The sequence below is a fragment of the Methanobrevibacter boviskoreani JH1 genome (genome assembly GCF_000320505.1).
GTDB lineage: Archaea > Methanobacteriota > Methanobacteria > Methanobacteriales > Methanobacteriaceae > Methanarmilla > Methanarmilla boviskoreani.
Genome location: NZ_BAGX02000020.1, coordinates 292,022 through 317,687 on the forward strand (window position 1 = coordinate 292,022; position 25,666 = coordinate 317,687).

Sequence of the window (25,666 nt, forward strand, 5' to 3'; positions counted from 1 at the left end):
TTTTATAATTTAATCATCATCGTCATCTAAACTAATATCAGAAAGGTCATCAAATGACATTTCTCCATCTGCAATTTGAACTAATATATCAGAACCTGTTTCAGTTCCCTTAGCAAGTAATACATCATCCTCTAATATTACAGTATGTTTATTTGGTCCGTAAATCCAGGTGTCATAACGTCTAATAGCTATAACCCTCATACCGGTACGGGTATCTAACAATAGGTCTCCTAAACTCTTGTTGCATAGTTCAGAATCCCCCTTTACAGTTACACTAGCAATCATCTCATCGGATTCCTCCATAACACGTTTAAAAATTGGATGTGGTTTGAATCCTTTGATTACTAGATCAGCTAAATCCTTTGCAGCGTTTGCAATTGATTCTGTTGCCTCTGCAATTTCAAGTAATGCAGTCAATTCCTCAGCATCCTCTTTTGACCTTGCAGCTAAAAGAGATTGAGTCTTAATTTCATAGTTTAAACTATTAATTCTATTTTCTAATTTCAGCACCTCGTGTGAGGCGTCTTTACTATTAAAAAGAACAGCAGAATAGGCTAAATCTACCATTAACTCTGACATATTCTTCATTTCAATTAAAATATCTTTAATACTCGGCATTAAATCCCTTCAATATATTAAAATTTTTTAAAAAAATTCTAAATTCAATATTATATCTTTTATTTCTTTAAATATAAATATTAAATTTTCATGAATTATCATTGATAAAAATCAAATATAGATAAAAAATCTAGTATTTGCAAGTACTAATTAATAATGTCTAAGTAGATTTATAAATAGATAATAAAAACCGACTATTTAAAAAAAATCAATACAATAAGCTTATAAAAAACATTATTAAGAAGAAATTGATTATTTAAAAAGATAGGATAAAATATTAAAAAAAATAGTTCAACAAATAATCAACAATCTTAAAAAAGAATTAATAATTTATTGAAGATTATCATAAAAATATAAAAATAAATTTTAAAAATAAGAGGTTACTTATTCTACTTTTGGATTGGACAAAATACAAGCCCGTCTCAATTTTAAAAGGGCTTTCTTATTCTTTAATAAATCGTTAGGCTCTTTGACTAATTTATTGACATATGGTTTTATACAGTCAATGTTTTCCTTTTTATGTACCCACACACAGTCCTCACATGACCATACATTCTTGTTCTTGATCCACCTTCCGCCTGTTGACGGATCTCCACAGGGATAAAATGGACAATAACAGAAATCGCAGTATTGACCGTCCTCATGACATGGATAATAACCACAGGATTTATTCGGTCCTGTTGGGGTCTCACCATCAATATATCTTTGATAGAAATCCACAGACATTGGATGTAATCTTTCACGAACCACATACCCTCTTGAGGTAATCATGTAACCGTTTTCCTCATAGGTCATCTTATTTCCAACAATAAGACATGTAAACATGTTAATTTTATCTGGATCAAGCTCTTTTAATTTAATTACCTTAACCTTTGACGGATAGGTTTCACTGTTTACAATACCTATTAACGTATTCTCTCCACGGATCTTTAAAGTTAAATCCATGAACAATTTAAATGGCTCTTTTCTTGACTTACTTATTGGATTATAAATAGCTATAATCAAGTTTGACTTTAAGGCATGCTCCAATTTATTTTCAATTTCGGATAGTGGAGTTAATAGATTACTTAAACTGATGGCTGCAAAATCATGAAGTGGAGCTCCAAGCTTACTTGCGGAGTAATTTAATGCTGAGACACCTGGATAAACATTTATGTCAATGTTATCATATTTACTTCCTATTTGAAACAATACATTTGCCATTCCAAATACGCCAGGATCGCCTGAGGATACAATGGCCACAGTCTTACCTTCAAGACTTCTTGCTATAGCCATTTCAACTCTCTTAACCTCATCGCCCATACCTTTTTTAATTACTTCCTTACCTTCAATTAAATCAGATATAGCCTCGATGTAATTTTTATAACCAACAATTACATCGGAATCCTCAATAGCTTTTAAAGCTCCAAGTGTCATTGTATCTCTATCTTGACCAATACCAATAACATTTATCATAATACCAACTGTTATCCATTTACATTAAAATATTAAAAATAGCTATTAAAATTAAAAATTATAAAAAAATAATATTAAATTAAAAATCTAATTATTAAACAATTCCTAATGAATCATTGGATCCATTTGACGTATTATTAACTGTGTTAGTTGCATTTGGATTATATATCTTCAATATTGAATTAATTTTAATTGAATTTAAATTAACCTGATAACCTTCATCGGTTGAATTAGCAGTTGCAGTAGCCAATATCTTATAGTCAGGACTTGCACTGATTACAATTGATGAACTTGAAGATGAAGGACTTGAATAACCATATGCAGTAATATTTAAATTGATTTCATCATCATCAGTAGAATCAAATGTTCCAATAGTTAAATTATTATAATCGATTCCATCTACACCCGTCAGGTTCTGCAGTTGTGCTGCAAACTCCTGTTTATTTGTTACATTAATAGGTGTTGGATCTTTAATAACTACACTATTAATATTTTGAGATGAAAAGATTCCATTTATAGTATCCATTTGTAGGTTAATCAATCCACCTACATCTGGAACCTGAGATGTAACTATAGTATAAGAACTTAATAACCCAGCTTCGAAAAAACCTATAAATAAAACTATTATAAGTATTCCTTTAAGCACTTTATTCATTATATCACGTTCTAAATTTTAAATCATGAAAATATTAAATATAATAATAAAAATTATTTAATTGAATTACTAATATATTTGAAAATCCTTGATTTATTATACTATATTTAAATTTATTAATATAAAAATATACCTAATTTATAAAAAAAATATCTGAAAAATCCATTGATTGAAATATTCATAAAATTTTATATAATTCTAAATAAAAAATTAAATAATGATAAAAATTTAGAAATATTCTTTTATAATAAATTGAGAATTTATTTAAATTTACTGGTATTTAGCTTAAGTCCGTTTTAAAGGATTTAAATCCTATAAATAAATAAAAATGATTATTATGTCTTCAGAAATTCTTTTAAAATTTGCAAAAAAAGGTTTCAACCTATCACCAGCTGCATACTCCAAGATTCTAGAATCAAATGATCCTTTAACTCTTACATCATCAATCATTGTTAAGTTAAAAAGCAGTGACCTTACAAAAGATGACTTTGTATCCGTTAATGAGGACATTATAGAGAAATTAATTAATGGGGAGAATGTCGACAATCTAGAATCTAAAGATATTAAAAGTATTCAAAATCAAAATAAACCTTTAAACAAGGCCATTAATAATGATTTAAAAATCTCAAAAGAAGTTGAGGATATTGAAAACAACGGTATAGAAATAGAACCAGAAAAAACCATCAAAAACAGAAAACCAGAAACAGAACCAAAAATAGAAAACAACATTGAAAACAACAACATAAAAACAGAACCGGAAATGGAAAAGCCTCAAACTTCAATTGAAAGTGAGTTAGACGAATCAGAAGAGGATGGGGAATTTGATGCATCTAAAATAAGGTATAATCCAGGTACCGATGCACAGGCTGAAAAGATTGCAGATATTAAAAACATCAAAGACAACCACAAAATCTGTAGAAGAAACATGGAGGAAAGCAATGTCGAATATGATTTTGAAATACTTCAGGATACAAGTAACAAGTCATATACTAGTGGTGAAATCGGAAACCTTATAAGCTACTTCAGAAGCAGATATGAAAAGGAGGCGGAGATTCTATCTAAAAGACCTGAGCTTAGAGTATACCAGAAAATTGAAGATATCTCAGATGATCAGACTGATTTAGCTCTAATTTTAATGGTCAATGAAATTAGAACCACCAAAAAAGGCCATAAACTAATTGAATTCGAGGATGAAACCGGTACAATTCCAATCCTATTTAGTAAGGATAATACTGAATTGTATAATGAGGCTGAGAAACTTGTAAAGGACGAGGTAGTAGGAATTCTTGCAAGTAAAATGCAGGGTAGTGGAAACCAGCTTGCGATTGGAAACCAGATTATACATCCAGGTGTTCCAAGAATACCTCAAAAGGAGATGGACTTTGGTATAGTATTCCTATCCGATGTCCATATAGGCAGTAAAACATTTCTTCCTGAGGCATTTGAAAGGTTTATCATGTGGATAAACGGTGAATATGGTAATGAGGAACAAGTCAGAATAGCTAATGATGTTAAATATCTTATTATTGGTGGAGATATTGTGGACGGAATTGGTGTCTATCCAAACCAGGAAAAGGAACTGGAAATTAAGGATATCCGTCAACAATATGACAAGGCGGCTAGTTACTTAGGACAAATCAGAAGTGACATTAAAATCATCATTACCCCTGGAAACCACGATGCATCTAGGGTTGCAGAGCCTCAACCAGCTGTACCGGAAAAATACGCAAAATCATTATATGAACTAAACAATGTGGAATTTATCAGTAATCCGGGATATGTGTCATTAGATGGAATCAAAGTTTTAATATACCATGGACGTAGTTTTGATGATATGGCAATGAGTGTCAAAGGATTTTCCCATGAAAGAAACGATATATTAATGGAAGAACTCCTTAAAAAAAGACATCTAGCACCAATCTATGGGGAAAGAACTCCACTTGCATCAGAACTTGAGGACTATCTTGTAATCTCCGATGTTCCAGATGTGTTCCATACTGGACATGTACACATTAACACACATAAGGTATTCAACGGCATACATCTAATAAATTCAGGAACATTCCAGACCCAGACCGAGTTCCAGAAGATTTATAATATTGAACCAACTCCTGCGGAAGTTCCTATACTTGATAAAGGAGTTTATAGACAATTAAAATTCATATAAATAGTTTTTATTTTTTATTGGAGGTAAAATATGACAGATTCAAAAACACTAATTGTAGAATATTCAAAAAAACTTTATGACTTAGGTCTAGTTCCTGGAAAATCAGGAAATGTCAGTATAAAATTTAAATCAGATGATGGCTCAGATTTGGTAGCCATTACACCAACCTTGGTTTCATTAGGTGATCTGACAGAGGATAAAATTGTAGTTATTGATTTAGATGGAAATATATTGTCCGATGGTAAGCCTTCATCTGAGTATGTAATGCATTGTTCCATTTACAAGAACCGTGAGGATGTATCAAGTATTGTACATACACATTCACCATTTGCCACAGGCTATGCCCACTCCAATAAAAAACTTAAAAGATATGAGGGTTTCGGACCAATTAAAGCTCCTACAAATCCTGAGATTAAATACTACAAACCGGGAACATTAGAGCTTGCAGAGAATGTTGGCAAGGCATTTAAAGAAAATCAGGATAATATATCAGATGTATTAATCTTAAAAAACCATGGAATAATCACTGTCGGATCCGATATAGAGGAGGCATCTAACCTTGCTGAATTTATTGAATTAACAGCCAAAACACAGTACATATCCCAAACATTAAATTCACTATAAACCATTTTTTAAATGTATCTTATTTTTTTTTTAAAAAAAAGCTTTATATACCATAATAAAATAATATTAATTTTAGCAAAATTTTAATATTATAAAAAAAATAAATAATAATAGTTTATTTTATTTACCAAAAATAAATTTAAAGGAGTGTTATTTATGGTTAACGAAATATTTCAAGAAGTTTCAGAGATATTAAATTATATTATGGAAAACAATACTGTACCAAGAAACATTAGAAAGGCTGCAGAAGAATCTAATGACATTTTAATGAATGGAGAGGACGACGATACAGTAAGGGCAAGTTCAGTTATTGTTATCTTAGATGATATTAGTAATGATCCTAATATTCCTGTACATGCTAGAACTTTAATATGGGAAATTCTAAGTAAATTAGAATCATTATAGATAAAATTTTATTTTATTTTTTTAATTTAAGCTATTTTTATAAAGCTATAATTTTAATCAGCATTTTTATTTAATGTTAAAACTTTTTTTTATACATAATATAATATTGAAATATCTAATCACTTGCTTTTTTTATATATTAATTGAATTATTAGTAATTTATAATAATCAATCCATCGCTATTTTTTATAAAAATTAATTAAATTACTAACTAAATCATTTTAAATTATAAAATAACCTATATTTCTTTTTTATAAAAAAAAATATTATAATAGATTATTATACTAAATTAAATAATATAATAATAATAATAATAACTTAAACAAATCCTAAATCTATTTTGAAACAGCTACTGCTACAGTTACACCATCTATTGCTATTTTTTTATGGATTAATTTTCCACCTTCACCTACAGCTATCATTGCACATTGCTCACAGACACCGTCTATTCCAAATTTCTTCTGGACGAACTCAGATCTGGAACAATCATCTGATGTGAAAATACGGACATCATCTATATCAATTATCTCCAATGGTCTATTGTAATGTTTGCATGCATTAATTATTCCTTCCTCATCTTTTTTAATTGATATAGTTGCAAAACTATTAACTCTACTGATAGGTATATTCAAATTTTCGAGTGCATTTTCAACAGCTATCATCACATTTTGCATGGTCTTACCACGTCTTGAACCAATGCCCACCACAAGTTTCCTCTCATCCATTTCAAGTGTAAACTCCTGACCATCACTTTCAAACGAGAATTGAATCTGTCCTAAATTCACCTTATTTTCAAGATTGTTATCAGAATATCCCTTTTCAGGTAATTGCTCAAACTTGCATCCTAAAAAGTATTTTTTTAAAAAGTTTATATCCTTTTCTGATTTAATAGTAAAAGGGATATTGTTTAAAACGGCCTTATTAAATGGCAATATTGATTTGACGTTATTAATTCTATAATAGTATCTAGATGCAATTGTATCAACACCATATTTATAATTTACATCTGTAGATGTTGAAATGACAGGTTTTGCCCTGATTAATCTAGCTATCTTTCTTGTTAAATCATTTCCACCACCTAAATGACCTGAAAGTAGACTTACAACATATTCACCCTTCTCATCTATATTTAATATTGCAGGATCCTTATCCTTTGATTTGATTAAAGGGGCAACAGTTCTAACCGTAATGCCACTAGCCATTATTGCAATTATACCATCATAGTTATTGAAAGCATAGTTAAAGTTTTCCTTAACATTTTTATAGAAACAATCACACTTTATAACTGTAGGATCTTTAGATAATTTCTCCTGAATCTCCAAGCCTAAATTTTTAGCATTTTCTGTAACTGATATTATTGCAATCTTCATAATTACACCTATAAAACCCTTATTTTACATTAAATTACATTATACTAAATAATAATTAATTTAATAAATCTTGCTTTATATATAAAACCTATTTAAAAAAAAATAAAATCTGATTTATATTAATAATATGTTTTTTATTAAATAAAGTTTTTAAAATTAATAGAATATCCTTATATTTAAAGAATAATTTATCTAAAAAATAAGAATAAGTATTTGTTTAATCAATAAAAGGTTTTTATATCATATATCAATTAAACAATAATTATCATATGATAAATTGAAAAACAAAACATATCATATATTTATAATTAAATAAACTATACTGAAGAAATCAAAAATAAACAGTAAAACAATGGATAAACAATGATATTCAATAATATTAATAAAGTTAGTAAAAATAAGTAAAAAAAAATAGAAAATCAGGAAATTAGATTATCCACATTACGATTAGTATTAAGAATAGAATTATAAATTGGAATAAGATGAAAAGGAATATAGTCCATCTAGACAAATTATATGCTCTTCTAATATCATATGGCTCTATACGTTTTATTGGATCTCCTAAGATATAATGATTCCTCTTAATCAATTGTATTGAAAGTGAACCGGCTGCAGCAGCCATTGGATAACCTGAGTTTGGACTTTCACATGCTCTTGCATCTCTTCTCATTATCCTTAAACCATTCCTCCAATCCATACCAAGAATTCTCGCAGACAATATCATTAAATATCCTGTAATCCTTGCTGGAATGAAGTTCAATAAATCATCGCATATTGCAGGAACAAATCCGATCTTGATGTATTTTTTAGTTTTATATCCAACCATAGCATCCTGTGTATTGACAATTCTAAAGAGATATGCAATGATTATACATACAAATATCAGATCAATGACAACCCTATTTGCATCTATCTGCATATTATTTAAAACAAAGAGATTGAGGTTTGTTACAATATAGCTATAATCAAACAAATGGTTATAACAATTGAATATGATAATTAAAAATCCCAATACAAAGTAATAGAACAATGGACTTATTACAGAGTCTGTAACATTTTCTGTCAAACTCTCAATTGTAGCGGATATAACATAGTTCTGGTTTAAGCCACTTAAGTCTCTGCTTACTAACTGTGATACGGCTTCCCTTGCTGCAAAAATTTCCCTGTTTTCTAAAAGGATCCTGACATGTTCGGCAGAACTTAAAAGTAGATTAATTGAAAATGTAGATGATAGAAGCAATGCGAAAAGTATTATTGTAATTATCAATGGAAGGTATGTGATAATCAATAGTACAATATAGCTCACTATCAAAAATACAAAAACAACTGACAAAAGTAAATACAGTCCTGAAAGATAGGAATCGAGCTTTATATAGATATTCTTAAAAAAATTAGTTAATTTTCCAATAAATACAACTGGATGCATATTTGATGGAACCTCACCAATCAGCTCATCCATCAATATTGCAAGTATGGAAACTACAAAAAACACCGTAGTTGTTATATAAAAATTATTTAAAAGAATACTATTTATCATTATTAAATGTTTTTTAAAAAATCATATAAATAATATACTATTTTTTTTAAATAATAATAAAAAGGAAAAAAATTACATATGAATTATTTTAAAAAACCCATTCAACTGTAATCTTCATATTATGTAAAAGTTCAATGAAGTTTTTTTTTAAATATTATTATAAAAATAAATATTCTTTTTATAAAAAATATAAAATCAATATATTAATGAATAAAACAAATATCTTAATTAAACAAATATAATATAAAAATATTATATTATATGATAATTATTATTTTTTAAAAAAAAAGTTTACAGATGATATAAATGATCGATGAAAGTAAAATAATCAAGTGGCTAACTGATGAAGGTCTTTTAAATAAGAAAATCCAGGATCAAAATGCTAATTTTCATTACATAATCAACTATCCCCAGGACCATATGATGGATTTGATTCAACCTGTTGGAAAGGAGGATATGATCCTCATAGGATGTGCAACCGAAATTGCCGAAGAACAGAAGAAGATGATCAGTCAATCCTCAAAACAGATAAAAGAGAATTTCATATGGGCTATGAGGTTTACATTGAATCAATTTCTAGTTGATTTCGAACTTGAACATCCAGATAACGAGTTGAATAGATTCCTTATTACAGATGAAATATTTGAGGATGGTCTTACAAAAAACAAGTTAATTCACACCATTAAAAGAATTTACAAATCTAAACTTCAATGTTTATGGTTGATTGACAAGACATTCTCATCAACAAGTATTGATCTAAATGATTTTGACAATCAATAGAATTTTTATTCTTTATTAATTTATTTAAATTATTTTTAACTATTTTTATTTTTTTTTTAAATAAAATAAATTTTTTTATATTTATTTTATATTCATTTTATTTTTTTTAAAATAAAATATAACTTTTTTTTATATAATGATAATATAAAATATATATTAATAAATATAATTTTAAAATATTAATAATAATAATAATAATAATAATATTTTTTTATATTCCAATATACCTTATTATATATCATGATTTATTATTTTTATAGTTGAAATTATACCTAGAAATTTCATTGGACTTAACTCTATTTTTTTATATAATTTTACCAATTATTATGAATTTAATTTTTTAATTTTTGGTGTGTGAGAGAGGCATTTCAAGTGAAAGTAAAATTGGTATATATTAGAACTTAAGAGGTATATTTCATCTGTAAAATTTCATAAATTTTACCCCTCTATTTTTTTGACAAAATTCAAAAATTTTTATTTTTAAAAATTTTTTAAAAAAATTTACACTTGAAATAGATGTTTTCATTTTGGTTTTTTACTGAATATTGTTTCACTTGAAATACACCTCACACACACATTTATAAAAAAAGTTAATTCATAGAAAAATTTATAAAATATAATCATCAATATTACACTTGCAGTTGTACTTTGAAAAATTTTAATATAGGTACATATTTTTACAGTTGAAATAGACCTTTAAAATTTTTAGGTGATATTTCACATAAGGGAAATTTTAGTTATTTTATTTTTATTTTAATTTTATTTTAAAATATTATTCTATAACTTTTTTTTAACAATCTAATAAGGGTTTATTTAATTTACCTTTATTATATTGTTTATTTTTTTGTAGGTGGCACAATGACAGATAATATTTTTGCAAATTTAAAAGACCGAAGCAATTCAGTTTTTAAAAATAAAAAACCTTTAGATCATAGGTTTTTACCTGAGAATTTACCTCATAGGAATGAACAAATTACATTAATAGCTAAATATTGGGTTGAAGCATTGGACAATGTGACTCCATCTGATTTAACTATATATGGTAAAACAGGTACCGGGAAAACTGCAGCAGCTAAATTTGCACAACAACAACTTTTAGAAGCTGCTAAAGAAAAAAAGCAATACATTAGAGTTGAATATATTAAATGTACTGATTACACTACTGAATATCAGGTTTTAGCTCAACTATGTCAAAGATTAGGTAGAGATGTTCCATACAGAGGATGGACTAAAGGGGAAATTATCAATACATTTAGGGATATTTTCAAACAGGAATTTAATGGTAATGAATTGATCCTTATAGTAATCTTGGATGAAATTGACATATTACTTGAGAAGGACGGTGACGGATTATTATATACCCTAACCAGAACAGACAATGTTTCTATCTTATCCATCAGTAACTTTTTAGACTTTAAAAAATTTATTAAGCCAAGGGTAATGAGTAGTTTAAGGGATAAGGAAATTGTTTTTCCACCATATAGGGCAGATCAATTAGCTGATATTTTAAAGGAACGTTCTAGAATGTCATTTAAAGAGGGTGTTCTTGATGAGGATGTTATTCCATTATGTTCTGCAATGGCTGCTAAAGAGGAGGGTGATGCAAGATATGCTCTTGATTTACTCAGAACCGCTGGTGAATTAGCTGACAATGATAAATCAGATAAAATAATAGGAGACTATGTTATTGCTGCTAAGAATGAAATTGAACATAATAAAGTTACGGATATTATCTTAACCTTACCAACTCAACAACAAAGGGTTCTTGAAGCTATTTTAATATTAACTAAGGAAAAAGAGGAAATTACTTCAGGTAAATTATATGAAACATATAAGGAAGTTTCAAAAGGTGATTCCGTAACTTATAGAAGGATCTTTGATTTCATTAATGAATTGGAAATGTTAGGTATAATTTCAACAAACACCAAATCCTTTGGTAGAGGTAAAGGTAGAACCAACATTATTAAACTACAATGTGATGAGAAATTGGTTGAAAATACCTTATACTCCATGTAATCCTTTATTTTATTATTTAATAATTTAATTTTTTTTATTATTATTTTAAATGGAATTTAAGTTTTTAATTAAACAATGTCTAAAATTAGCTTTTTTTAGTTTATATGATTAATTATATTGTTAAAATCAGTTTTTGAAAAATATTAACTCTTTAATTAAAAATTAGAAATAGTATTTTAAGATTAATTAAAAATAAATAAATAATTCAATGATTATTTATTATAATTAATTCTCTTTTAGATTGAATATTTTAATCTTCAAATTTTTTATTGTTTAATATTAGATTTTTAAGAATTGCCATTCTTACAGGAACGGCGTTAAATGCTTGTTTAAAGTATCTATTATGTTTGGTATCATCAACATCATAGTCTATTTCATTGATTCTTGGAAGCGGATGCATGACTATTAAATCCTTTCCTTCTAACATTTTTTTATTAATTAAATATGCGTCCTTTATTTTCAAATATTCCTCGACATCTGGGAATCTTTCTTTCTGGATTCTTGTATCATATAACACATCAATATCATCAATGACATCATTGAGATCAGTGTTTTCCCTATATTTAATATTATTTTTTTCAAGATCACGTAAGATTTCTTTAGGCATCCTAAGTTCATTTGGTGATACAAATGTCATATTCACATTATATAATCCTAAAGCATATGCCAATGAATGTACGGTACGACCATATTTTAAATCTCCAACAAGTGCAACATTCAGATTTTCAATATGACCGAATTCCTCTCTCATGGTATATAAATCAAGTAATGTCTGAGTTGGATGTTGGCCTGCCCCGTCACCAGCATTGATTACTGGAATATTCACAATTTCTGATATGAATTGGGATACCCCTTCAAGCTCATGTCTTATGACAAGTCCGTCACAGTATGATTCCAACATCTTAGCAGTATCTGCAATACTTTCACCTTTCTCCATTGATGATGATGAGACACTGTCGAATCCTACACAAGCTCCACCTAATCTTTTCATTGCAGTTTCAAATGATAGTTTAGTTCTGGTTGATGGTTCAAAAAACATCATACCAAGAATCTTTCCATTTAAATCATTGGAAATAGCCTGTGATTTAGCAACCTTCTCAAGTTTCTTAGCTTCATCTAAGATGTAATTAATATCTTCCTTTGAAAAATCTTTAATAGATATAACATTTTTAAGATTAAAAATTTCAATCACCTTAAATTATTATTATGATTTTTTTAAGATATATTTATTTATATTTAAAATTAGTATTGTAAAAATTAGAATTCTTCATGGAATCTTAATTCTGTTTTAGCTCTTTAAAGTTAGATCTTATTTTTATGTGTCAACAATTTAAAAATCAAATAGGGTTAACTATTTTAGAAACTGGTTTTGTTTTTTATTAATTGATAATAATTTAAAAAGAGTATTGTTTTTGAATTGAATTGTTAGAATATAGTTTAAAAATGAGTAAATTAAATTAATTTAAGTGATGTTATCACTTAATTAATTGAATATTTTATTATTATTTCTTACGACGAGCACTAAGCTCGTTGATTTTATCAATAAATGATTTTATACGGCTTTTATTTAGTTCGTTTATTTTACCTTTATTAGGTGTTTTTGTTCTAGGTCTTGAAAAGAAACCTGTGTTGATATTCTCATCATAGAAGAATTCTGTTAGATATGCGGAACTTACTAACTCTTTTGAGTAAAGTTTGTATAGATATTTGGATTCCTTTTCCTTTTCATAGGTTGTAATAAATATTCCAATGTTTTTACCTTTTAATGTTCTCATGTTTCTTTGAACATACTGTTTAAGTTCCCTTGGAATACTTCTTTTACTGACAGATCCACCTAATATTATAAAATCATATTTTAGTAAACATGCATCATGAGCTTTATTTACAGGAAATGCTCTTTTAAATTCTGAATCTACATTTTCAAGGATTTCATTTGCAATTTCTGCAGCTTTACTGTTTACATTATCGTAAAGGATTAAAATTCTCATTACACTCACACCTTATTCATTAATTAAAAATTTAATTTAAATAGCCTTCCCATAATAAAAATAATTTGTACATCATTATAAAATATGTTTTATAAATTATATAAACTTGAAGCTTTTTTAAAAAAAATTGTTGCTTTCTAAAGTAAAATATTATTGACATTTGATAATAATTTCATTTATAAAAGAAGCTAATTTCCGGGATATTTGGATGATTTAATGATTTTCTTTAATTAATTTAAGCTTAATTCATGTTTTATTAAAAAAATATAGATATTAATTTTTGATTAATGTGTTTTTCAATGTTCCAATGTTTTCAATTGTAATTTCAACGGTATCATTTGGTTTGATTTCACCTACACCTTTTGGTGTACCTGTTGATATCACATCTCCTGAGTTTAATGTCATGATATTGGATATAAAACTTAATAATTGGTAGACATTGAAAATCATGTTTTTAGTATTGGAATCTTGCTTAATCCTGCCATTGACTTTAGTCTCTATCTTTTGGTTAAGGGGATTTAAGTCGGTTTCGATACATGGTCCTATAGGGGCAAATGTATCAAAACTTTTGGCCCTTGTCCATTGTCCGTCCTTTGCTTGAAGATCCCGTGCTGTAACATCGTTGACTATGGTGTATCCAAATATGTAATTTTTTACCTCTTCAATGTCAACATCCTTACATTCTCTACCTATTACAACAGCCAACTCCCCTTCATAATCAACCTGGTTTGACATTGATGGGTATATGATCGGATCTTCATGGGCTATTACGGATGTTTCTGGTTTTAGGAAGATTTTAGGTTCCTCTGGTAATTCCATCTCTAATTCTTCACCGTGTTCTTTATAGTTAAGCCCAATACATACCAGTTTAGATGGTTCTGTAGGTTCTATTATTTTAATTTCATTGAAACTATAAGATTTATCATTAATAATGTCCCGATTAAAATCGATATCTAGTAATTCCTTATTATCATCATAGTCTATTTCATAAATCTGACTGTTTTTGATTATCCCTGATTTGACATCATCATTGTATATAAATCTTATAAATTTCATCAAATTACCTTCACTTTAATAATCAGTTAATAACCCTTTCAATCGGAACAACAAGAATGTCTCTTGCCCCTACTTTTTTAAGTTCATTAACCAATTTAAATACTTTGTCCTCATCCACTACAGCTTGAACCGCAAACATATCCTTTTTAGATAGAATCTCGGATATTGTTGGTCCACTCATACCTGGAAGAACATCCTTTACCTGGTTTAAGTTTTCTTTATGAACATTCATTAGTATCAACTTTTTGTTTGATGCATTTATTACACCTTGGATACTGGTTGTAACAGCCTCAACAAGTTCATATTTTTCAGATAAACTGTCTTTATTTGCAATCAATTTAATGGTACTTTCTAAAATGGTGTCAATAATTTTAAGATGGTTTGTTTTTAATGTTGTTCCTGTACTGGTCAAATCGGTAATTCCATCTGCGATTCCTATAAGTGGAGCTATTTCGGTAGAGCCTGCAAGTTCCACAATTTCAACACCTTCAACACCATTTTCTTTAAGGTATTTTCTGGTTAAGTTTGGAAACTCTGTTGCGATTCTCATGTTTTCATTAAAATCTTTTATGCTTTTAATGTTGGAGCTTTCAGGAACTGCAAGTACTAACTTTGTTTGACCAAAATCAAGATCCAATATTTCCTCAACATCCGCGTCTTTTTCATGGATTAAGTCAACGCCGGTAATTCCCATATCAACGATTCCCTCTTCGATAAATGTTGGAATATCACTGGCACGTGTAAACATAACATCTATATTAGGATTATGTGTATTTGCCATTAGTTTTCTGTTGGTGGTGTCTTTTAATTTTAAACCAGCTTGCTCTAAAATTTCAATTGAAGGGTCACTTATCCTTCCTTTTGAAGGTATAGCTATTTGTAATTTCATATTTATTTCCTTTCATTATTTGTTTTTAAGAATTGGTCATGTAAATATAATTAAAATATTTTTAAATAATTTCTATGATTTTTTCTTTAATACATTCCTCTATTAATTATAAATATATTTTATTAATATTTAATTTTATAGATATTCGATTTTAAAAAATAGTCTTACTATAATAATATTCTGGGATATTGATTATAGTTTTTACACTTGAAATGGTTCTTAGATTTAAGATAACAGTTTCATTTTATAGATATCTATCTTAAACTTTAATGATTAAAAAAAGTATTAGTATAGTTTATAAAAACTATACTAAATTGATTGCATCTGGAACTTTATTTAGGATTTTATTTGAGATGTTTGGTATTGTTGATGTAATGATTGTATCATCTGACTTTTCAGAACTGTTCACGTCTCCGTCTCCCTTGATGATAGTTGCATCTAGTTCCTCTTGAAGGTTGTCTACGGTAACATTCTGAATCCAAGGGTCGACATCAGATATAATAATCTCATCCACTTGTTTATCAAGCTCTTTTGCAATTACCCAGGATATGAATCTTCCACCAAGCAATGCAACACTGCTACCATTTACTGATTCCACAATACTATTTAGATCATGTTTTAGATTGATGTTGTCATATATTCTGGAACTTGTCAATGTAGCCCAGTGTGCATCTCCAACGGTGTATGATCCGATCTTTTTAGGGTATATGTTCTCGGGCCCAGCTATCTTAACGGAGGTTGCAAGGGCTATTAACTCTTCCCTTTGAATTGGTACCCTTGTATACTTGTTGTTAACCTCTTCATTCATTATTTCAATTACTCTAGGAAGACCGAAATTACCCCTTTTAGCAGTTCCCGGTTCATATCCACACATATATCCATGATGGTTCTTTGGAAAACCTGTTATAATCATGTTTAGTCCGGATCTTAATCCTGCACGGCATTCATGTTCATATGCTCCATTGGTTGCAACAACCTTTCCAGGACATAATATTCTTGATGCAGCTATTGCTTTGGCATATGCTTCCGTGGTATTTTCCGCACGGTTATAAGGTCCACCTTCTATTACAAACACGTCTGCTCCAATATCTATAGCCTTTTCAAAACCTGTAATAAGCTCATCATATCCATCACCAACAAACATGATGGCTTCAAGTCCCTTATTATATTTTTTAGCTAGATTCGCAACGTCCACTGCCTCGGCATATGGAGCTGCATGTCCCTCACCACTTTGCACTGAACTTAAGTTAATGGCAACGGAAGATGATAGTTTCACCCATTCCTCCTTATCGGATTTTTCTTTTAACTCTTTATCTATTAATCTTTCATGGATTCTTCCTCTTGGGCATTCAGTAAATGCAGGACCTTTGTAATAACATTCTCCACCACATCCAACAATATTCTTAGGAAGTCTCATAGGTCCATTTTCACCAAAATGATCAAGGTCTAGTGGAACATCAACGGTATCATGGACTTTTTTCATAACGTCTATTCCACGCATATCATTATTTTCAGCTATGTCTGCAAATGCATATGCACATATATGAATGGGAGATCCAATCATATTGGCTAGCCTGCAGTTTCCAAGTAAATCCTTTAATTCCAAATCTGATGCACAGGTTCCAACGATTATCTCATTCAAATCACATCCGATTGGGAACTTTTTAAATCTGGTACCAAGTTTCATGGTTTCTTCTAAGGATAACTCAGATATTGCATCTACAACTTCTGTCACATCTTTATCCATTTTTGATAATTCAATAGCAGCCTCATCACTATTGACAGCTTTTTTAATTAATTCATACATTTACCTAAAAGCCTCCAGTTGAATATTTATTATACTTTGTTATTTATCATATTTAATTAATCTCATTTGTTATTAAGTAATAATTATTTAGTTGATTAATAGAATAAATTAATAATTATGTATGCAGTTTCATAATTAAATATAAAAATTTATATATTCTTATTTTTATAATTCTATATATTACTACCATCTGTTCTAAGATAAAATTATTTGAAAAATATAGGGTTTAAAAAATTTTTATCTACTCTTAAAATAATTAATAGATTTTATATATTAAGGCACATTTTCAATAATTTTTTGTAGTAATAGTTTTAAATACGAAATTTAAAATTTAAATATTTTTTAGGAGACAAAAAATGAAAGTAGCTATTTTAGGTGCAGGATGTTACAGAACACATTCTGCAAGTGGTATTACAAACTTTACAAGAGCTTGTGAAGTTGCAGAACAAACTGGTAAAAAAGAAATCGCATTAACTCATTCAACTATTGAAATGGGTGCTGAATTATTACACCTTGCTGGTGTAGATGAAGTAGTAGTAGCTGATCCTGTATTTAAAGAAGGTTTAACTATTGTAGACGATTTTGATTATGATGAAGTTATCGCAGCTCACAAAGCAGGTAAACCTGAAGATGTAATGCCAGCAATAAGAGAAAAAGTAAACTCATTAGCTGAAACAGTCGCTAAACCACCTAAAGGTGCTATTCACTTTGTAGACCCTGAAGATTTAGGAATGAAAACTACTGCAGATGATTCTGAAGCTGTAGCAGATGCTGACTGGGTAATGACCTGGTTACCAGAAGGTGGAATGCAACCTGATATAATCAAAAACTTTGCTGGAGATATTAAAGAAGGTGCTATTGTAACCCACGCTTGTACTATCCCTACCACTCAATTCAAAAAAATCTTTGATGATTTAGGTGCTAAAGTAAATGTAGCTTCCTACCACCCAGGTGCTGTACCTGAAATGAAAGGTCAAGCATACATTGCTAAAGGATATGCTAGTGATGAAGCAATTAACACTTTATTAGAATTAGGTACTAAAGCAAGAGGTGAAGCATTTACCTTACCTGCAAACTTATTAGGACCTGTATGTGATATGTGTTCAGCTGTAACCGCTATTACCTACGCAGGTATCTTAGCATACAGAGACACTGTTACTCAAATCTTAGGTGCTCCTGCTGGATTTGCACAAAACATGGCAGATCAAGCTTTAACCCAAGTTACTGCACTTATGAATGACGAAGGTATTGATAAAATGGATGAAGCTTTAGACCCTGCTGCATTACTCGGTACTGCAGATTCAATGAATTTCGGTGCTTTAGCTGAAATCGTTCCTACTGTATTAGATTACTTAGGAAAAGATAAAAAAGAATAGTTATATTCTATAAATAAGTTGAGTTGATTTTTAAAATCAACATATTTAACTTATTTTTTAATCATTAAGTTAATTAGTTATTAAAAAATAAGTTTTTACTATTTTTTATTTAGATTTATTTATTTTTCAGGTGTAAAATTGATTGATGAAGTTTTAAAAAAAGCAGAAAATAATAAAAAACTAAGTGATGAGGAATATATTCAATTATTAAAAATTGACAATAGAGAAGACTTAGATAAGTTATGTGATATTGCAGTTAAAATTCGAGATAAGAATATTGACCAAATTAAATTAACTTCAACAATCCATATTACTAATAAATGCCAGATATATCCAAGATGTAAATACTGTGGATTTGCAACAGAAACATCTACTGACGGATATTACGACTCTTTTTTCAAGAACAAATATGAGATACTGGAGGCTGCAAAATCTATTGAGGAGGCAGGAATCCCTAGGGTTAGCTGTTCTGGTGGTCATGGTTACAATGGAAAACAGGCTATTAAAGCAACTGAAATTGTTAAAAACAACACCTCCCTTGAAGTTCTTGTAAATGTAGGTGCAGATTTAAACGAGGAGGCTATTAATAGACTTAAAGAATTAAATACCGATACAATTTGTTGTAATTTAGAAACAACCAATGAAGATTTATTTAATTTTGTAAAACCTGGTGAAAAGCTGGAGGATAGGGTAAATGTATGTAGGATGATAGATGATGCAGGTGTTTCACTATCCTCAGGTATATTAATCGGCCTTGGTGAAAGTTTGGAAGATAGGATAGCACATTTACATTTTCTAAACACTTTTAAGAATCTTGAGGAAATTCCTCTTATGGGCTTTAATCCATATAAAGGCACTCCAATGGAAAACCATCCGGCATCTCCATTAGAGGAACAATTGAAGATGATTGCAGTTACCCGTATAATGTATCCAAGTATTAGAATCACCGTACCAACTCCAACCATTGGACCTGAAAATGTTGTATACTCTTTAAATGCTGGAGCAAGTAATTTAGCAACAGTCATTGCCGATAACTATCCATTGGATGTTAAGGGTGTAGGTTCACCTATATGTGGAAACTTTAAAGATGTAATGTCTGTTATAAATAACTTGGATTTAAAGGCTCAGACCCTTTGTTAAATCATTTTACTTAAAGCTTTTAAACTTTTAAAACATAATGTTATTTGATTTTAAAACTGATTAATAGTGTTTATTATGTCTTTTGAAAAGATGATTAAAAATGCATTTGAGGAATCTGAAAATAACTGCCGCTTTGGGGATAAGATCGAAGAGGTTCATGAGATTCAAACTTATATAAAGAATGCTAAAAAAATCTATGTTCCTAATAAGAATGGAATTAAGGTTAAAGTTTTAAATAAGGTATTAAAAGAGTATGGTCTTAACGAAGCTCATATTTTAAAGATAAATACTAATTTTGCAGATACAAGTAGAATACCTGCTCTTTCAAAGGCATATATTGCCCTTGATCAATGTGACTGTGACTTGATTATAAGTCGCGGTAGACTTGGAGTACCTGGTTCAGGTTCACTTCTAGTTTTCATTGACAATAAGGGAAGGATTCTAACAGCAGGATCATCACCGTCACATGCTGTCACATCTAAACCCTTGGAGGAGGCAGTTTATATGGAGGCTGTAGAGGCTTTAGAGAAGGTCGGATTTAAAAAGATCTAGATTCTCATTAAGGTAAACTGTTGAATTTTTTTCATGCTTTAGGAAATCTTTACTTAGTATTTGTTAAAGAAGGTTAAATAATGGATATTGATACTGGAATTACCACGGAAGTATATACAATAAAATCAAAAACAAGATTAATAGATATATTTGATGAGATAATCAGTAAGAAATCTTCAGTAACACTTGATTATGTCAATTCCCTTGATCTCGATAGGGATTCTAATATTATTGTAGTTGGAACATATTTTACAGGACTTGGAATCGTAAAAAAACTCTCTAGGTATTATAACAACATTACATTGATTGATATCTATCCACATCTTGAGGAGCTATTGCATGCTGATATTGGTGGTGAACTTTACTGTGATGTTGAATTCTCATCCAATCTGGATTTAATCTATGCTGCTGATGTTTTAATAGATACAACAGGTTTTGGAGGTTTAACAGTCAAGCAATCATCAAAACTTAATCTTAAAGGATTTATTATTGAGGACCCTGTAGCTGAGGATAACGATGAGCTGTTAAAGGATAAAAACAATATCCATAAAAGGTTGGAGGTTGTAAACTCTCCAAACAAGGCTATTATAAAAACAAAGGGAATCAATACAAAGACGTCCGGTACCATGACTTTGACTATCGGCGTCTTGACAGATGTATTAAACAAGGCTCAAAACATGGATGGTGTCCTATACAGTGCCTGTGAGATGACCTTTTATGAGGAGATTATCTTCAAAGAGAGGAACATTGAAAAATTTATGAATCTTGCATTAAGGCAGGCTCTGAAGATATCTACAATAAATCCATTTGACTGTGACAAGCTTTTAAAAGATGAACTAGATAAGATACATTCAGAAATCATTATTAATTAATTTTAGGTTAGATGCATGATACTCAAAGATATTATAGTATATATTGATAATAGAATTCCTAAGGATTTTGGCTTAGAAGATGACAGTATAGGTTTTCAGGGAGAGTATGATTTAAATCAGGAAATAGGCTCAATTTATATATTGATGGATTTATACAGGGAGGATGATTTGAGATTTTCAGAGGAAAATATTCTGATAGTTACACATCACCCTCCATTGTTTACACCTAAAACCCCTACATATACTATCCATTCAAACTGGGATATTATAGATGGGGGTGCAAATGAATCACTTGCAAATATATTGGGTTTGGATGTTGTTGATGTATTTGATAAAAAGACAGGTATTGGAAGGGTTTGTAGGTTTGATGGTGATTTTGAATCATTCAAATCCACAGTCTCATCTATTTTTTCCAATGTCCGAATCGTAAACCAGGTTGAGGATAAGAAGCAAGTAAATAATATTGGGGTGATCTCTGGTTTCGGACTTAAAAATCCTGAATACATAAAACTAGCATCTGATTTAGACTTGGATATTCTGATATCAGGTGATTTGACTCAGGAAACGGCAGTCTTAGCCTCATATTTGGATATTACTTTAATCGACTTAGGCCATCATGATAGTGAGGTTCCAGGATTATATGATTTAAAGAATATTCTATCTAAGTTAAATATTCCAATAGTTGTCTTAAATAAAAAGCCGTGGGTGGATTTACCATAACGTCTTAAGAGGTTATATTATTGAATAATGATTTTTTTATAAGTTGATTTGCTTTTGTTCGTTTGCAAGTTGAGTAATGGTTTATTTGATTATTTTAGCTATTAAGCTTGAATAGATTAGATGTTTTATTAACTGTTTTAGTTATTTTTACAGGTTAGATAAACTTTTTTGTATATATCTATTTCAGTTTATCTTAAAAGGGCATGATATAATAAAGCATGGATAGATTTATTTAACCATTTTATTTATTTATTTTTTATAAGAGGTATAGAATGATAGAAGATATTGAAAATCAGAGAGTTCCTAAAGGTAGAATAGACCTTGTAGGATTTGGAAGATTAGGTTTAAGAACTGGTATTAATTTAATTCAGGTACATCGTGGTGGACCAAAGGAGATTGTGGCTTTTGATGGTCAAAAGATTGCAGGCTCAGATGTCATTTTCACGTTACTTGGAGGGGAGATAGGTGAATATAAAACAGATTTCCTAAAAAGAATATGCACCCATGATGAGGATTATAGAAATGTTGTAAGTATTCCTGAATATATCAATGAGGATAATATTGATTTAATTAAGGGAGATGTTGTGGTAATTGAGATAGCTGGAGGAAATACAATACCTATGGCGGCTAAAATCATAAAACATGCTAAATCAATAGGTGCCAAAACTATTAGTACCGGTGGAATCTTTGGCTATGGTGATGAGGAGATTACCGTTAAGGACATATCAGAATATAAGGACAATCCTGCAGTAGACGAACTTAAAAAGGAAGGTATATTAAAAGATCATTTAATTGTTTCAACTAATAAGTTATTAAGGGACCACGAACCTATTACTCCATACACCTTAGATGAGGTATCCAAGGCTATTACTAAAACAGCTTTAAGATTATTGGATGATAAAGATGATTAGAATTGCCACGGCAGAATGTTTCACCCATGGTAAGATTGGACGTGAGATCCACGCACTGGCCCAATCCTATGAAGGTAATTTCGGAAGGGACTATATTAAAAATCCAAAGGAATTCGGGGATTTTGACTATAATGATATTGGTCTTGTTTGTGGTTTATTCATTCCAACAATAGACGCAGTTAAGACGGTTTTACAGGTTGAAAATCCTCCGGAACCTAAAACCTTAATTAAGGGTATAAAGGTCTATGATGAAGAGGGGGATAAAAAGGTAAGTAAGATAATGGCCGAGGCTGTTAAAAATATAACCGATTCCGACATAGCCATCGGTACTACAGCCGGTATTGGAAGAGGCGGAATATGTATTCTAACAGATGATTATTCCATCGTCACCACTACCGATGTTTTCTCAGATTTAAGGGAGAATAACAGTGAGGAGCTATATAACAGACAGGAAGATGGAATCAGAAAAGCTTTAAGGATTCTATTATATCTTTTAAATAACGACTTTAAATCCATTGAGGATATGGACAATGTTTCAATTGAAAAAATCTGATTTTTTTAATTAAATGCTGTTAAATTTATCTGAGTGTTCCTCTTCTAATTATAGTATTATTTCATTTAAAAATCTTATTTTTTAATCTAATCATGTTAAGTTTATCAAATAAGCTATTTCATCTTTTAATTTTAGTGTTATTCTATTTTTAAAATCTTATTTTTTAATTTAGGCTATTTCATTATAAGGTTTCTAAATTTAATATTAATTCTTTTTTATATAGTGTATTATAACTTTAAAAGTTTAATTTTCTTTATCTTCTTTTATTAAATTTTTTTTAAAATGAGTATTTATTTTAATTAAAAAATATAAAGTTCTATTATCTAAAATTTTATAATTGAATTCTTTTAAGTCATTAGGTATTAAAGTTAGATTTTTATCGTGTTTATTATTCTAATTTTTATCTTGACTTAAAATTTAATTTATTATGTATCTTAATTATTTAATTGTTAATTGTAGAAACAATTTTTATTTTATGGTGATTTGATGGAGACAAATAATATCTTAATTAAAAATGGAACTATTTTAAATCCTAAATCCAATGGTGAAGTCGAATATGGTAAATCTTCCATTTTAATTGAAAACGATAGAATCAATCTTATTGAAGACGATATAGAAGACGGTAATGCAGAAAAGGTCATTGATGCAGACGGTAAAATTGTAATGCCTGGATTAATCAATACTCATTGTCATATACCTATGACTTTATTTAGAAGTTTGGCAGATGATTTGGAGTTGGATTCCTGGTTAAATGATCATATCTGGCCTATGGAGGCTAATCTTAACAGTGAATATACCTATAACGGTGCTCTTTTAGGTGCTCTTGAGATGATAAAGTCAGGAACAACCACCTTCTCAGACATGTATTTCTATATGGGTGATGTTGCAAGGGCTATTGATAAGGCCGGTATAAGGGCAGTACTATCCTATGGTATGATTGATTTTGGAGATGGGGAAAAACGTGAAAACGAGTTTAGGGAAAACATAGATCTAATTAAAAACTATAACAATACCTCCGACGGTAGAATAACCACTATGTTTGGACCACATTCAATCTATACCACCTCTCCAGAATTAATAAAGAGGGTAAGGGCTGAGGCTAATAAGTATAATGTTGGAATTCATATACATATGAATGAAACCCAGAAAGAGATTAATGATTCCATTGAATTAAATGGCATGAGACCTTTCGAATACTTGGATGATTTAGGATTCTTATCCTCAGATGTTGTTGCGGCACACTGTGTATGGTTATCAGATAACGAAATCAGTTTAATTAAGGAGAACGATGTCAAGGTATCCCATAATCCATGTAGTAATGCGAAACTTGCATCAGGTATTGCACCTGTATCAAAACTTTTGGAAAACGGTATCTGTGTATCCATCGGTACCGACGGTGCTTCAAGTAATAATAATCTAGACATGTTTGAGGAGATGAAATTCGCTGCCCTTCTACAGAAGGTATCAACACTTGATCCCGAGGTTTTATCTGCAGAGCAAACAGTTGCGGCAGCTACTATAAATGGTGCAAGGGCTTTAGGTTTGGATAAGGATATCGGATCCATTGAGGAAGGCAAGAAAGCAGACATCATACTGGTTGATACAAATAGACCTAACTTCACCCCTCTTGGAAACTCATTATGTGCAAACATCGTATACTCTGCAAACGGGGATAATGTTGATACAACCATTTGTAATGGTCAAATATTGATGGAAAATAGAAAACTAAACACCCTTGACGAGCTTTCCATATTAGAAAATGCAAAACAATCTATTAATGAGATGATTGAGCTTAAAGAAAATAGTGAAGAATAAGATTCAATTGTTATTTTATTTAATCTATTATTAGAATAGTTTTTTTCTAATATTTTTAATGGATGGGATAAATAATATTTTTATTCCATTTAAATAAAATAGTTATAAATTTAATTAATATTAATTTATTTAATAGCTATTTTATTATATCTGTTTTTGTTTATTTTATATTTATTGGACTAATGTTTTTATTTATTATTTTTCTATCTATATGTCTATATATTATTTTTATATTTTTTAATCATTTGATTATAATTTTGATAATTAGTTTTTTTTTATTTTAAGTTATTTATATTGAGATTTTTTAAAATTGTTTTAACTATTTATCTTTTATTTTAAGTACAATTTCAAGTGTAAAAT

General features: G+C 29.4%; 23 protein-coding genes. 13 read left to right on the top strand and 10 right to left on the bottom strand.

The window, feature by feature from the left end:
• Nucleotides 1-9: 9 nt before the first annotated feature.
• From ON24_RS05400 to ON24_RS05410, 3 genes are all read right to left on the bottom strand, one after another.
• Nucleotides 10-618, bottom strand: coding sequence for a potassium channel family protein (locus ON24_RS05400; RefSeq protein ID WP_016359282.1), 609 nt, complete (start codon nucleotides 616-618; stop codon nucleotides 10-12).
• 384 nt (nucleotides 619-1,002) lie between these two features.
• Nucleotides 1,003-2,073 (bottom strand): precorrin-3B C(17)-methyltransferase, encoded by a 1,071-nt coding sequence (gene cobJ, locus ON24_RS05405; protein ID WP_040682194.1) that lies wholly within the window; start codon nucleotides 2,071-2,073, stop codon nucleotides 1,003-1,005.
• A gap of 94 nt (nucleotides 2,074-2,167) precedes the next feature.
• Entirely contained in the window at nucleotides 2,168-2,728 is a 561-nt protein-coding gene (locus tag ON24_RS05410; protein WP_040682195.1) for a hypothetical protein, read from the bottom strand.
• 337 nt (nucleotides 2,729-3,065) lie between these two features.
• Here ON24_RS05410 and ON24_RS05415 point away from each other — a divergent pair, with 337 nt between their 5' ends.
• The 3 genes from ON24_RS05415 to ON24_RS05425 all read left to right on the top strand — a co-directional run bounded on the left by ON24_RS05415 (nucleotide 3,066) and on the right by ON24_RS05425 (nucleotide 5,924).
• On the top strand, nucleotides 3,066-4,895 hold the full coding sequence (locus ON24_RS05415; protein WP_040682196.1) for a DNA-directed DNA polymerase II small subunit: 1,830 nt from the start codon (nucleotides 3,066-3,068) through the stop codon (nucleotides 4,893-4,895).
• Between the two features lie 30 nt (nucleotides 4,896-4,925).
• The gene (locus ON24_RS05420) at nucleotides 4,926-5,519 is read left to right on the top strand and encodes a class II aldolase/adducin family protein (RefSeq protein ID WP_040682197.1); all 594 of its coding nucleotides are present in this window, start codon (nucleotides 4,926-4,928) and stop codon (nucleotides 5,517-5,519) included.
• 156 nt (nucleotides 5,520-5,675) lie between these two features.
• The gene (locus ON24_RS05425) at nucleotides 5,676-5,924 is read left to right on the top strand and encodes a UPF0147 family protein (protein ID WP_016359287.1); all 249 of its coding nucleotides are present in this window, start codon (nucleotides 5,676-5,678) and stop codon (nucleotides 5,922-5,924) included.
• A gap of 335 nt (nucleotides 5,925-6,259) precedes the next feature.
• Here the strand turns inward: ON24_RS05425 and ON24_RS05430 are convergent, their stop codons facing one another.
• Both ON24_RS05430 and ON24_RS05435 read right to left on the bottom strand, forming a co-directional pair.
• Entirely contained in the window at nucleotides 6,260-7,294 is a 1,035-nt protein-coding gene (locus ON24_RS05430) for a cobalt-precorrin 5A hydrolase (protein ID WP_040682198.1), read from the bottom strand.
• A gap of 427 nt (nucleotides 7,295-7,721) precedes the next feature.
• Entirely contained in the window at nucleotides 7,722-8,786 is a 1,065-nt protein-coding gene (locus ON24_RS05435) for a cobalamin biosynthesis protein (RefSeq protein ID WP_160162415.1), read from the bottom strand.
• A gap of 351 nt (nucleotides 8,787-9,137) precedes the next feature.
• Between ON24_RS05435 and ON24_RS05440 the strand changes: the two genes are divergently transcribed.
• Both ON24_RS05440 and ON24_RS05445 read left to right on the top strand, forming a co-directional pair.
• Complete coding sequence (locus ON24_RS05440; protein WP_040682199.1) at nucleotides 9,138-9,611, top strand: DUF2299 domain-containing protein; 474 nt, start codon at nucleotides 9,138-9,140, stop codon at nucleotides 9,609-9,611.
• 858 nt (nucleotides 9,612-10,469) lie between these two features.
• Entirely contained in the window at nucleotides 10,470-11,627 is a 1,158-nt protein-coding gene (locus tag ON24_RS05445) for a Cdc6/Cdc18 family protein (protein WP_040682200.1), read from the top strand.
• 250 nt (nucleotides 11,628-11,877) lie between these two features.
• Here the strand turns inward: ON24_RS05445 and pyrB are convergent, their stop codons facing one another.
• The 5 genes from pyrB to hmdC all read right to left on the bottom strand — a co-directional run bounded on the left by pyrB (nucleotide 11,878) and on the right by hmdC (nucleotide 17,367).
• Entirely contained in the window at nucleotides 11,878-12,819 is a 942-nt protein-coding gene (pyrB, locus tag ON24_RS05450) for an aspartate carbamoyltransferase (RefSeq protein ID WP_016357629.1), read from the bottom strand.
• 310 nt (nucleotides 12,820-13,129) lie between these two features.
• Complete coding sequence (locus ON24_RS05455) at nucleotides 13,130-13,615, bottom strand: flavodoxin domain-containing protein (protein ID WP_040682201.1); 486 nt, start codon at nucleotides 13,613-13,615, stop codon at nucleotides 13,130-13,132.
• 273 nt (nucleotides 13,616-13,888) lie between these two features.
• Complete coding sequence (locus tag ON24_RS05460) at nucleotides 13,889-14,671, bottom strand: fumarylacetoacetate hydrolase family protein (RefSeq protein ID WP_050553566.1); 783 nt, start codon at nucleotides 14,669-14,671, stop codon at nucleotides 13,889-13,891.
• A gap of 22 nt (nucleotides 14,672-14,693) precedes the next feature.
• Nucleotides 14,694-15,560, bottom strand: coding sequence for an ATP phosphoribosyltransferase (hisG, locus tag ON24_RS05465; RefSeq protein ID WP_016357632.1), 867 nt, complete (start codon nucleotides 15,558-15,560; stop codon nucleotides 14,694-14,696).
• A gap of 304 nt (nucleotides 15,561-15,864) precedes the next feature.
• Nucleotides 15,865-17,367 (bottom strand): 5,10-methenyltetrahydromethanopterin hydrogenase cofactor biosynthesis protein HmdC, encoded by a 1,503-nt coding sequence (hmdC, locus tag ON24_RS05470; RefSeq protein ID WP_016357633.1) that lies wholly within the window; start codon nucleotides 17,365-17,367, stop codon nucleotides 15,865-15,867.
• Between the two features lie 356 nt (nucleotides 17,368-17,723).
• Here hmdC and hmd point away from each other — a divergent pair, with 356 nt between their 5' ends.
• From hmd to ON24_RS05510, 8 genes are all read left to right on the top strand, one after another.
• The gene (gene hmd, locus ON24_RS05475; protein ID WP_016357634.1) at nucleotides 17,724-18,743 is read left to right on the top strand and encodes a 5,10-methenyltetrahydromethanopterin hydrogenase; all 1,020 of its coding nucleotides are present in this window, start codon (nucleotides 17,724-17,726) and stop codon (nucleotides 18,741-18,743) included.
• A gap of 138 nt (nucleotides 18,744-18,881) precedes the next feature.
• Complete coding sequence (gene hmdB, locus ON24_RS05480) at nucleotides 18,882-19,883, top strand: 5,10-methenyltetrahydromethanopterin hydrogenase cofactor biosynthesis protein HmdB (RefSeq protein WP_016357635.1); 1,002 nt, start codon at nucleotides 18,882-18,884, stop codon at nucleotides 19,881-19,883.
• A 75-nt stretch (nucleotides 19,884-19,958) separates the two neighbouring features.
• The gene (locus ON24_RS05485; protein WP_016357636.1) at nucleotides 19,959-20,435 is read left to right on the top strand and encodes a DUF3236 domain-containing protein; all 477 of its coding nucleotides are present in this window, start codon (nucleotides 19,959-19,961) and stop codon (nucleotides 20,433-20,435) included.
• Between the two features lie 80 nt (nucleotides 20,436-20,515).
• A complete protein-coding gene (locus ON24_RS05490; RefSeq protein ID WP_016357637.1) occupies nucleotides 20,516-21,307 on the top strand; it encodes a DUF1188 domain-containing protein in 792 nt (263 codons plus the stop codon).
• Nucleotides 21,308-21,322: 15 nt separating this feature from the next.
• Nucleotides 21,323-22,027: a Nif3-like dinuclear metal center hexameric protein gene (locus ON24_RS05495; RefSeq protein ID WP_016357638.1), complete on the top strand. Its 705-nt coding sequence runs from the start codon at nucleotides 21,323-21,325 to the stop codon at nucleotides 22,025-22,027.
• Nucleotides 22,028-22,299: 272 nt separating this feature from the next.
• Nucleotides 22,300-22,938 carry a ThiF family protein HcgE gene (locus tag ON24_RS05500; RefSeq protein ID WP_016357639.1) on the top strand — a complete coding sequence of 213 codons (639 nt, stop codon included), beginning with the start codon at nucleotides 22,300-22,302 and terminating at the stop codon, nucleotides 22,936-22,938.
• Nucleotides 22,931-23,491 carry a UPF0254 family protein gene (locus tag ON24_RS05505; RefSeq protein WP_016357640.1) on the top strand — a complete coding sequence of 187 codons (561 nt, stop codon included), beginning with the start codon at nucleotides 22,931-22,933 and terminating at the stop codon, nucleotides 23,489-23,491. The genes ON24_RS05500 and ON24_RS05505 overlap by 8 nt, the downstream gene beginning before the upstream one ends.
• A gap of 486 nt (nucleotides 23,492-23,977) precedes the next feature.
• Complete coding sequence (locus ON24_RS05510; protein WP_016357641.1) at nucleotides 23,978-25,306, top strand: amidohydrolase; 1,329 nt, start codon at nucleotides 23,978-23,980, stop codon at nucleotides 25,304-25,306.
• Nucleotides 25,307-25,666: the final 360 nt, after the last annotated feature.

Excerpts from the sequence above, each read along its gene's own strand:
- ON24_RS05400 (WP_016359282.1), bottom strand. The coding sequence starts at position 618 with ATGCCGAGTATTAAAGATATTTTAATTGAAATGAAGAATATGTCAGAG.
- cobJ (WP_040682194.1), bottom strand. The coding sequence starts at position 2,073 with ATGATAAATGTTATTGGTATTGGTCAAGATAGAGATACAATGACACTT.
- ON24_RS05410 (WP_040682195.1), bottom strand. The coding sequence starts at position 2,728 with ATGAATAAAGTGCTTAAAGGAATACTTATAATAGTTTTATTTATAGGT.
- ON24_RS05415 (WP_040682196.1), top strand. The coding sequence starts at position 3,066 with ATGTCTTCAGAAATTCTTTTAAAATTTGCAAAAAAAGGTTTCAACCTA.
- ON24_RS05420 (WP_040682197.1), top strand. The coding sequence starts at position 4,926 with ATGACAGATTCAAAAACACTAATTGTAGAATATTCAAAAAAACTTTAT.
- ON24_RS05425 (WP_016359287.1), top strand. The coding sequence starts at position 5,676 with ATGGTTAACGAAATATTTCAAGAAGTTTCAGAGATATTAAATTATATT.
- ON24_RS05430 (WP_040682198.1), bottom strand. The coding sequence starts at position 7,294 with ATGAAGATTGCAATAATATCAGTTACAGAAAATGCTAAAAATTTAGGC.
- ON24_RS05440 (WP_040682199.1), top strand. The coding sequence starts at position 9,138 with ATGATCGATGAAAGTAAAATAATCAAGTGGCTAACTGATGAAGGTCTT.
- ON24_RS05445 (WP_040682200.1), top strand. The coding sequence starts at position 10,470 with ATGACAGATAATATTTTTGCAAATTTAAAAGACCGAAGCAATTCAGTT.
- ON24_RS05455 (WP_040682201.1), bottom strand. The coding sequence starts at position 13,615 with ATGAGAATTTTAATCCTTTACGATAATGTAAACAGTAAAGCTGCAGAA.
- ON24_RS05460 (WP_050553566.1), bottom strand. The coding sequence starts at position 14,671 with ATGAAATTTATAAGATTTATATACAATGATGATGTCAAATCAGGGATA.
- hisG (WP_016357632.1), bottom strand. The coding sequence starts at position 15,560 with ATGAAATTACAAATAGCTATACCTTCAAAAGGAAGGATAAGTGACCCT.
- hmdC (WP_016357633.1), bottom strand. The coding sequence starts at position 17,367 with ATGTATGAATTAATTAAAAAAGCTGTCAATAGTGATGAGGCTGCTATT.
- hmd (WP_016357634.1), top strand. The coding sequence starts at position 17,724 with ATGAAAGTAGCTATTTTAGGTGCAGGATGTTACAGAACACATTCTGCA.
- ON24_RS05485 (WP_016357636.1), top strand. The coding sequence starts at position 19,959 with ATGTCTTTTGAAAAGATGATTAAAAATGCATTTGAGGAATCTGAAAAT.
- ON24_RS05490 (WP_016357637.1), top strand. The coding sequence starts at position 20,516 with ATGGATATTGATACTGGAATTACCACGGAAGTATATACAATAAAATCA.
- ON24_RS05495 (WP_016357638.1), top strand. The coding sequence starts at position 21,323 with ATGATACTCAAAGATATTATAGTATATATTGATAATAGAATTCCTAAG.
- ON24_RS05500 (WP_016357639.1), top strand. The coding sequence starts at position 22,300 with ATGATAGAAGATATTGAAAATCAGAGAGTTCCTAAAGGTAGAATAGAC.
- ON24_RS05505 (WP_016357640.1), top strand. The coding sequence starts at position 22,931 with ATGATTAGAATTGCCACGGCAGAATGTTTCACCCATGGTAAGATTGGA.
- ON24_RS05510 (WP_016357641.1), top strand. The coding sequence starts at position 23,978 with ATGGAGACAAATAATATCTTAATTAAAAATGGAACTATTTTAAATCCT.